This is a genomic window from Gordonia sp. i37 (genome assembly GCF_002043085.1).
GTDB classification, from domain to species: Bacteria; Actinomycetota; Actinomycetes; order Mycobacteriales; family Mycobacteriaceae; genus Gordonia; species Gordonia polyisoprenivorans.
Genome location: NZ_MVPX01000465.1, coordinates 1 through 8765 on the forward strand (window position 1 = coordinate 1; position 8765 = coordinate 8765).

Annotated in this window: 6 protein-coding genes and 1 pseudogene; all 7 read right to left on the reverse strand. The window is 67.2% G+C overall.

Annotated elements, in window-relative coordinates; genetic code table 11:
- Positions 1 to 279: 279 nt before the first annotated feature.
- Positions 280 to 1005, reverse strand: a complete 726-nt coding sequence (locus B1964_RS31200; RefSeq protein ID WP_253194130.1) for a hypothetical protein — start codon at positions 1003 to 1005, stop codon at positions 280 to 282.
- Positions 1006 to 1054: 49 nt separating this feature from the next.
- On the reverse strand, positions 1055 to 3607 hold the full coding sequence (locus B1964_RS22735) for an ABC transporter permease (RefSeq protein ID WP_006369405.1): 2553 nt from the start codon (positions 3605 to 3607) through the stop codon (positions 1055 to 1057).
- A 3-nt stretch (positions 3608 to 3610) separates the two neighbouring features.
- On the reverse strand, positions 3611 to 4519 hold the full coding sequence (locus B1964_RS22740) for an ABC transporter ATP-binding protein (RefSeq protein WP_253194131.1): 909 nt from the start codon (positions 4517 to 4519) through the stop codon (positions 3611 to 3613).
- A 94-nt stretch (positions 4520 to 4613) separates the two neighbouring features.
- Positions 4614 to 5642, reverse strand: a complete 1029-nt coding sequence (locus B1964_RS22745; RefSeq protein WP_079931383.1) for an esterase-like activity of phytase family protein — start codon at positions 5640 to 5642, stop codon at positions 4614 to 4616.
- A gap of 55 nt (positions 5643 to 5697) precedes the next feature.
- Positions 5698 to 7524, reverse strand: a complete 1827-nt coding sequence (locus B1964_RS22750; protein ID WP_079931384.1) for a phosphoenolpyruvate carboxykinase (GTP) — start codon at positions 7522 to 7524, stop codon at positions 5698 to 5700.
- A gap of 310 nt (positions 7525 to 7834) precedes the next feature.
- Positions 7835 to 8239, reverse strand: a complete 405-nt coding sequence (locus tag B1964_RS22755; protein ID WP_006369401.1) for a DUF6802 family protein — start codon at positions 8237 to 8239, stop codon at positions 7835 to 7837.
- Positions 8239 to 8765, reverse strand: a pseudogene (locus B1964_RS22760) (hypothetical protein); the annotation flags it as partial. The pseudogene B1964_RS22760 and the gene B1964_RS22755, both read right to left, overlap by 1 nt.

Consider the following 8765-nt stretch of genomic DNA (forward strand, 5'->3'; position numbering starts at 1 on the left):
GGGGAGCCTCGAGACCGGCTGCGCCAGCGCTGGAACCGGGCCACCGTGCATCGGATACCCGTCGGCACAATAGGTCTCGAGGCTCGTCGCTGGCGCTCCTCGGCACCTCGACCACCGGGATGGGAAGGGTCGTCGGGTGGGAAGGGTCGTCGGGTGGGAACGCCCCCCCGATGGTCGAGGTGCGAGCCGCGTGCGGCGAGCCTCGAGACCGGCTGCGCCGGTGCTGGAACCGGGCCACGGTGGACCGGATACCCATCGGTGCAACGGGTGAAGCGATGGTCAGTTCGGCAGGTCCGCCACGCAGCGGAGGAGACCACCGTTACTCGTGGTCGAGGTCAGCTGTTCGCGACCGTGCATGATGGTGCAGGTCACCGGACCGCGAACGACGATTGCGGTGAGTTCGGCCGAACCGCCGGTGACCGTCGTCGTCATCGACCATGGCGCGGCGGTGACCGGATCGATGACGAACTCCGAACCCTTGCGGTAGCGCACACCGGCAACGTCACCGCTGCCGGTCAATTGGTAGACGACAGCTCCCGAGGGGACCCGCGCGGTGGTCGTCTCCTCCGTTGTCGTCTCGGTGGTGGTCGTGGTTGTGGGTGTGGTGGTCGAGGACGTCGCCGACACCGTACTCGTCGTCGTCGGCGACGCCGTCGAATCACCACCACCAGTGCTCCGGACGACGAGCACTGCGACGACCACGATCAACACCAGGGCCGCGATCACCGCAAGCGCCAGGATCAGGGTCCGCCGACCCCCGCCTCCGCTGCCCCCGGACGGCGGCTCACCGTACGGTCCGGTGGGCGGCGGGCCGCCCGGCTCCTGACCATAGCCCTGCGTATAAGCCCCCTGGGGGTAACCCGACTGGTCATATCCCGTCTGGCCATACCCTGTCTGGGGATAACCCGAGTCGGGGTACTCCGCCGGATTCTGATCAGGGTCGAACGCACGCGTGTGCGGCGGCGGACGATTCGGGTCCCACGGATCTTCCGGTGGCTGAGTCATGCGCCGATTGTGCCAAACCGCGGCCACCAACCCCGACAACCCGGAGAACTCATCCTTCGGCGATCGCCTCGAGCGGTTTCGTCCGCGCCGCTCGCACCGCGGGCCACAACGCGGCCAACACGCCGACCACGGCCGAGGCGAGCAGCGTCCAGCCCATCAAGCTCCACGGCAGCACCGGATCACCGAGCCCCCACCGGGCGAGCGTGCGCACCAGAGCCCAACCGATCACCGAACCCAGAACGACGCCGAGGACGGCCCCGTAGATCGCGATCAGCACCGACTCCAGATAGATGGTCCGTCTGATCTGACTGCGCAGGGTTCCGATCGCGCGCAGCATGCCGATCTCGCGTTTGCGCTCCACCACCGACAACGCGAGTGTGTTGATGATGCCGAGGACCGCGATGAGCAGGGCGAGACCGAGCATGGCGTACAGCGTCGCGAGCATCTGATCGATCTGCTCGGAGATGCTGCTCTTGTATTGCTCGCGGGTCTCCACCTGCACCGTCAGATACCCCGACGTCGCGTTCTCGAGATCGGTGCGCAGGGTGTCGAGGTTGGTACCGGGTGCCGCCTTGACGAACAGCCCGAACGTGATCCGGCTCGTTTCCGGCATGACCTTCTCATACACCTGCGACCCGACCATCCACGGCTGCAGCGCCTCGTTGTCCTGGTACACACCGGCGATCGTGACCGGCACTTGCGTTCCGTCCGCCGAGGTGAAGGTCAGGGTCTGCCCACGTTTCCAGCCACGCTCGTTGGCGGTGCGTTCACTGATGAACATCCCGTCGGCCGGCAACTTGCTGGATGCGCCGTCGAGCATGTTCAGTACCGATACACCGTTGAGATCGCCACCGAGAGCGGCGAACCCGGTACGCGCCTGACCGTCGATACGCGCCGACACGATGCCGAACGACACTGCGTCGGAGATGCCCGGCACCTTGGTGACCGCCCCGGCCACCGACTCGGGCACCGGCGAATTGTTGGTGCCCGCAACGATGTAGTCGGCTCGGATGCCCGCGTCGACGGCCTGATCCACCGTTCCCTTGAACGAGGCTCCGAGCGTGCCGATCACGGCGACCAGCATCAGACCGAGGGTCAGCGCGAAAGCGGTTGCCGCGCTGCGCCGCGGATTGCGCACCGCGTTGGTGCGGGCCAACCGTCCGACCGTGCCGAACGGGGCGCCGATCACCCGGCCGAGACCACCGACGATGGGTTTGGACAGTGCCGGTCCGGCCAACACCGACGCGACGATCGCCGCACCCGCGCCGATACCGACCACCACCGCGCGCAACAGGCCTGCACCCATCGCACCCCAGGCGATCGTGCCGATGGCGATCAGCAAGAAGACGACGCCGACCAGCGTCCGATTCCGCAGCGGTGCAGCACCTTCGGTGACTCCGGCGCGCATCGCCTCCACCGGGGACACCCGTGCGGCCCGGACTGCGGGTACCCAGGCGCTGACCATCGTGACGACGATGCCGACGAACAGCGCGGCGAGCACCGCCCACACACCGACCTGCAGGGAGCCACTCGGCAGACCCGAGGCGGAGCCGACCACCGCCTTCAACACCGCGGCCAACCCGACACCGACACCGAGCCCGACCAGCCCGCCGATGACGCCGACCACGAACGCCTCGAAGAGCACCGAACGCGACACCTGACGCCGGCTGGCACCGATGGCGCGCAGCAGGGCGAGCTCACGATTGCGTTGCGCGACGATCATCGAGAAGGTGTTGTAGATGATGAAGGTACCGACGATGAGCCCGATTGCCGCGAATGCCAACAGGATTCCGGTGAAGATGGTCAGGAACTGGTTGACCTGGGCCTTCTCGTCGGCGCGCACCTGGTCGCCGGTGCGGACCTTGAATTGATCGGTGTCGACGAGGGCCGACACCCGCTTGGCGAGTTCGTCGGCGGACACCCCGGACACCGCGGACATGTCGACCACCGCGACATGCGAACCGTCGGAGAAGATGTCGGAAGCGGTTTGCTGGTCGAACTGGACGTTGACGTACCCGCCGGTCGAGGTGGGCAGGTCGACGAGGCCGACGACGGTTACCTCCAGTGGCTGCGTACTGCCTTGTCCGATCACGAGTTTCGTCTTCGATCCGACCTTCAGGCCGCCCTTGTCGGCGGCCGAGGAGTTGAGGACGATCTCGTTCTGCCCATTGGGCGCCCGGCCACCGGGCAGCAGTCTCTCCGAGGAAATCGCCTGATCCGGTGGGATGTAGGCGGTGGCGATACTCGGGGCGCCACCGGTCTGCAGCGCCTTGCCGTCGGCGCCGGCGATCGTCACCGGCCCCTGCTGGTTGGTGACGATCTTGTCGATCCCCAGCTCCTGCTTACGCTCCCGGAGTTGGTCGACGACGCTGTCGGGCACCCCGTCGGAGGTCGATCGTTGTGGCGTGATCTCGACGGCCACGCCTTGCGCCGCGCCCTCGAAGATCGAGTTGAACGCGTGGGAGATGGTGGAGGTGAACACGATCGAACCGGCGACGAACGAGGTGCCGAGGACGATCGAGAAGACGGTCAGGAACAATCGGAGCTTGTGCGCACGCAGGTTTCGCAGGGAGACCTTGCGCATCACCGATGATGCGGCCATGAGTCAGCGTGCCTCGTGGCGCCCACGGGGCGTTCCGTCGGTCGGGTCGACCGGGGCGGTGGCATGCCCGGCAGCAGTTGCACCGGAATCCGTAGTGCCGGTGAGCCCGTCGACCGGTGTCTCATCCCCCGGCTTGTCATCCCCCGGCTTGTCATCGAGGTGGCGCATCACCTCGAAGACGTCGTCGGCGGTCGGTCGGGTCAGCTCCCGCACGATGTTGCCGTCGGCGAGAAAGACCACACGGTCGGCGTAGGACGCGGCGCGCGGATCGTGGGTGACGATGACGACGGTCTGGCCGAACTCGTCGGTGGCCGCGCGCAGGATCGCGAGAACCTCTCCGGAGGAGCGGGAATCGAGGTTGCCGGTCGGCTCGTCACCGAAGATGATCTCGGGCTTGCCCACCAGTGCGCGGGCACACGCAACACGCTGCTGTTGGCCACCGGACAGCTCGGTCGGCAGGTGATCGAGCCGATCCCCGATGCCGAGGCGACCGATGACGGTGTCGAACCATTCCTTGTCCACCGGCCGGCCGGCGATGTCGAGGGGCAGGGTGATGTTCTCGGCCGCGGTAAGGGTGGGCACCAGATTGAACGACTGGAACACGAATCCGATGCGGTCGCGTCGGAGCTTGGTCATCTCCTTGTCGGAGAGCCCGGTGAGGGCGACGTCACCGATGTAGGCGCGACCCCCGGTGGCGTCATCGAGGCCGGCGAGACAGTGCATCAGGGTCGATTTCCCCGACCCCGACGGACCCATGATCGCGGTGAACTGTCCGGCCGCGAATTCGATCGTCACGCCTCGCAGCGCGTGGACGGCGGTGTCACCTGACCCGTAGACCTTGGTCAGACCCTCGGATCCGGCCGCGGCGGCCGTGCCGCTCGGCTGCGTCATCTCTGCGTGCGCTGATGTCATGGCCACCACGGTGCCAGGTCGGCGCCCGAATGGCCATCGGGGTTGTCCCTGAACTCACCCCGGTCGCGGGCGCCGCCCGTATCCGCCGACTGGGTCAGCGACGCGGGAAGCGCACCTCGATCGCGTGCACCCGGGTAAGGCCGGCGAACATGTTGTTGGTGACGACGTAGAGCATCCGCGCCCGATAGTTCTGTCCGCGGACGTCGGGAAGCCAATTGCCCCATGCCATTCCGGACATGTTGCCGGTCACCAGCTGCGGCAGCGGGTTGGCCGAGAAGACCTCGGTTTTGGGCATCGCCTTCTCGGAGCCGGAGAGCTTGGCCTTGCCGGTCACCGCGTCGGCGCCGCGGGTGGTGGCCCAGTAGATGCTCGTCACGCGTCCGCGACCGCGTTCGAGGACCAGGAAATCGGTGTTGTTGACGGCGATGACGTCGGCGGCGACCTTGCCCGGGTCGGTGCGGTAGACGTACTCGCTCTGCCCGCGACCCAATCCGAAGGTCAGCAGCCGGGCCGCGTTACCGGGGTCCTGGCGCAGCCCGCCGGCGGTGATCACGCTGATCTGTCCGCGCGGCCCGACGGCCACCCCGGTGAGACCGTTCTGCCCGTTGACGCCTGCGGTCCGGGTCGGGCGCCACGCAGCAGGCAACGGGAGATCTCGGACGAACGTACCGAACGGGCCGATCTGGCGAACGAACTGATGCGCCCCGCCGCTCACGACGACGTAGCCGCCACCGACCGACCGGATGCCCTCGAACTGTGCATCACCGGGCAGCAGCGGCAGATTGAGCGGGCTGAGCACAGTGCCGCCGCCGGTGAAGCGCGGGACGCCGAGCTGGCCGACCGATGGGTAGTAGTCGATGTGGGTGGTGTAGAACCGGGCGGGACCGGCACGCCCGACATCGGTCGAGATCATCGCGTAGTCGCCGTTGGCGGTCTGGTCGATTCCCGAAATAGCGCCGAAAGACGGTATGCCGGGCACTATCTCGGTGTCGACATATCGCGAGGTGACCATGGATTGGTCGGGAACCGGCGAACCGGGCACCGCCGTCGCCACGCCGGATCCGATGGTCAGCGTGACGGCGAGCGCCGAAACGAACGCTGCCCCCCACGAGCGAAGTCTCATAGGGGGCAACGATACCTCAGGAGTCCCGTGTCATCTCAACGGATGATCGAGGCTTTCACGCGAGGCGCTGTTTGAGCTGGTCGAGCTCATCGGACAGGCTCGTCGGCAGCTTCTCGCCGACGAAGTCGAACAGCTCCTCGATGAGCGGCAACTCGCGGCGCCATTCCTCGGGGTCGAAATCGAGTGCGGCAGCGAGGTCTTCGGCAGGCAGATCGAGGCCCTCGACGTCGATCTCGTCGGGCTTGGCGACGATGCCGATCGGGGTGTTGACGCCCTCGTTCTCACCTTCGATGCGCCCGATGATCCACTTGAGCACGCGGCTGTTCTCGCCGAAGCCCGGCCACAGGAAGCGACCGTCGTCACCACGACGGAACCAGTTGACGTAGAAGACCTTCGGGAGCTTCGACGCATCGGCGTTCTTGCCGAGGTTGATCCAGTGCGCGAAGTAGTCACCCACGTGGTAACCCATGAACGGGAGCATCGCCATCGGGTCGCGGCGGACGGTGCCGACCTTGCCCTCGGCGGCGGCGGTCTGCTCGGAGCCGACGGTGGCGCCCATGAACACGCCGTTCTGCCAGTCGCGGGCCTCGGTCACCAGCGGCACCGTGGTCTTGCGACGACCGCCGAACAGGATCGCCGAGATCGGCACACCCTGCGGATCGTCCCACTCCTGCGCCAACGACGGGCACTGTGAAATCGGGGTGCAGTATCGCGAATTCGGGTGTGCGGCCTTGTGATCGGACGCGGGCGTCCACTCGTTGCCGAGCCAGTCGGTCAGGTGCGCGGGGGTCTCGCCGCCGATGCCCTCCCACCAGATGTCACCGTCGTCGGTCAGGGCGACGTTGGTGTAGAGCGTGTTACCGGCCTCGATCGTCTTCATCGCGTTCGGGTTGGAGTCCTCGCTCGTGCCGGGGGCGACACCGAAGAACCCGAATTCGGGATTGATCGCGTAGAGACGGCCGTCGTCACCGAAGCGCATCCATGCGATGTCGTCGCCGACGGTCTCGGCCTTCCATCCGGGGATGGTGGGCTGGATCATCGCGAGGTTGGTCTTGCCGCACGCGCTCGGGAAGGCCGCGGCGACGAAATACACCTTGTTCTCCGGGCTGGTCAGCTTCAGGATCAGCATGTGCTCGGCCATCCAGCCCTCGTCGCGGGCGATGACCGACGCGATCCGCAGCGCGTAGCACTTCTTGCCCAGCAACGCGTTGCCGCCGTAACCCGAACCGTAGGACCAGATCTCACGATCCTCGGGGAAGTGGGTGATGTACTTCTCGGGGTTGCACGGCCAGGGCACGTCGGCCTGACCGGGCTCGAGCGGGGCACCCACCGAGTGCAGACCCTTGACGAAGAAGCCGTCGTCGCCCAGCGCCTCGAGAACCTTCGGGCCGACGCGGGTCATGATGCGCATCGACAGCACGACGTACTCGGAGTCGGTCAGCTCGACACCGAGCTTCGGGTCGTCGGAGCCGAGGGGCCCCATGCAGAAGGGGATCACGAACATGGTGCGGCCGCGCATGCTGCCCCGGTACAGCTCGGTCATCGTTGCGCGCATCTCGTCGGGATCGACCCAGTTGTTGGTGGGGCCCGCCTCTTCGGCGGTCTTGGCGCAGATGAAGGTCCGGGACTCGACGCGCGCGACGTCGGCGGGGTCCGACTTGGCGAGATACGAGTTGGGCTTGCGCTCCTCGTTGAGTTTGACCAGCGTCCCGGCCTCGACCAGATCTGCGGTCAGCCGCTCCCACTCCTCGTCGCTGCCGTCGGACCACACCACCCGGTCGGGCTGGGTCAACTCGGCGACTTCGGCGACCCATGCCAGCAAACCCGCATGTGTGGTCGGGGCGCTGTCGGGATCCAATCCGGGAATGGTTGCTGAGGTCATATCTCCTCCTCGGAGTTGGCCACCATCGATGGTGACCGGGGTACGGCGGCTTATCCCCAGGATACGGTCACCGAACGTCCGCTAGGTGGCGGGGTTAACAGATGCGGTATATGCCACATTTCCATAGGTCCACTTACGACAGCCGACAAACCCGAAACCGCCGTGACCTGGGAAGTCGCCCCGGAAAAGCGGCTTGAGATGCTCACGAAAGTCCGATTCACCGCCCCTGTGGACGCCCCCGGCGGCCCCTGCGGAGCCCATCTGCGGGTCCGTTGTACGGCTCCGGAGAGCCCGTTGTACGGCCACGGAGTCAGTCGAGCCTGCCCGAATCGGTCGGTACCCAGGTGCGCCCGTCGGCGGCCAGCCGGTGCGCCTCGTAGTCGCCGTCGGACCCGATATGGGTGACGGTGTCGACGCGCCCGTCGTGATCGCGGTCGGTGTAGACGGTCATGCCGTCGGGGCCGGTCCGGGTCAACGAGTCGGCGACGCCGTCGGCGTCGGTGTCGACGTCGGCTGGACCGAGATCCCAGACCCGACCGTCGTCGTACATCCACAGGTGGTCGTCAGCGCCGGTGTCGGGTTCCTCACCGGGCAGCGGGGTGTCGGGAAGTCCGGCGAGATGGGCCGCGTCCTCGATCTCCGCATCGCCGTGCCACAGCCCGGCCGCCGCGTCGTCGTCCGGGTCGCCACCCTCGCCCAGTACGAACGGTTCCATCACTGCTCACTCCTCGTGACCGCGGGTGCGGTGGTCGTCTCGGCCCGTACCTCTGTCCGCGACACCTCGGCCAGCCGTGCCGCAACGGTGTGCCGCAACCCGGCCAACCGGGCCGACTCCGCGGTGGCCCCGGACGGTGGCCCGGCGCGCAAGCGGCGCAGGCACGCGTCGATGTCGGCGACGTCGGCGGCGACTTGGCGGACCCGTCGTTCATGATGCCGGGTGATCTGCCCGGCCAGACGTGATTCGGCCTCGGTGCTCCGTGAGGCGATGCGTTGTTCGAGCCGACCGCGAGCCTCGGTAAGGACCTCGCCCGAGAAGGACCGCAGATCGGTGCGTCGCGCAGCCGCCCGGCGAATCCGGATCACCCAGAACGCCACGGCCACGCCGATCACCAACGTCAACGGCATCGAGATCCACTGCAGCGTGTGCACCGCCGCCATCGGCGAGACGATCAGGCGGCCGACGCCGACGCCGGTGGACGCCCCGATGAGCACCATCAGCGCGTCCTCGGCGCCTCGACGAC

Excerpts from the sequence above, each read along its gene's own strand:
- B1964_RS31200 (WP_253194130.1), bottom strand. The coding sequence starts at position 1,005 with ATGACTCAGCCACCGGAAGATCCGTGGGACCCGAATCGTCCGCCGCCG.
- B1964_RS22735 (WP_006369405.1), bottom strand. The coding sequence starts at position 3,607 with ATGGCCGCATCATCGGTGATGCGCAAGGTCTCCCTGCGAAACCTGCGT.
- B1964_RS22740 (WP_253194131.1), bottom strand. The coding sequence starts at position 4,519 with ATGACATCAGCGCACGCAGAGATGACGCAGCCGAGCGGCACGGCCGCC.
- B1964_RS22745 (WP_079931383.1), bottom strand. The coding sequence starts at position 5,642 with ATGAGACTTCGCTCGTGGGGGGCAGCGTTCGTTTCGGCGCTCGCCGTC.
- B1964_RS22750 (WP_079931384.1), bottom strand. The coding sequence starts at position 7,524 with ATGACCTCAGCAACCATTCCCGGATTGGATCCCGACAGCGCCCCGACC.
- B1964_RS22755 (WP_006369401.1), bottom strand. The coding sequence starts at position 8,239 with ATGGAACCGTTCGTACTGGGCGAGGGTGGCGACCCGGACGACGACGCG.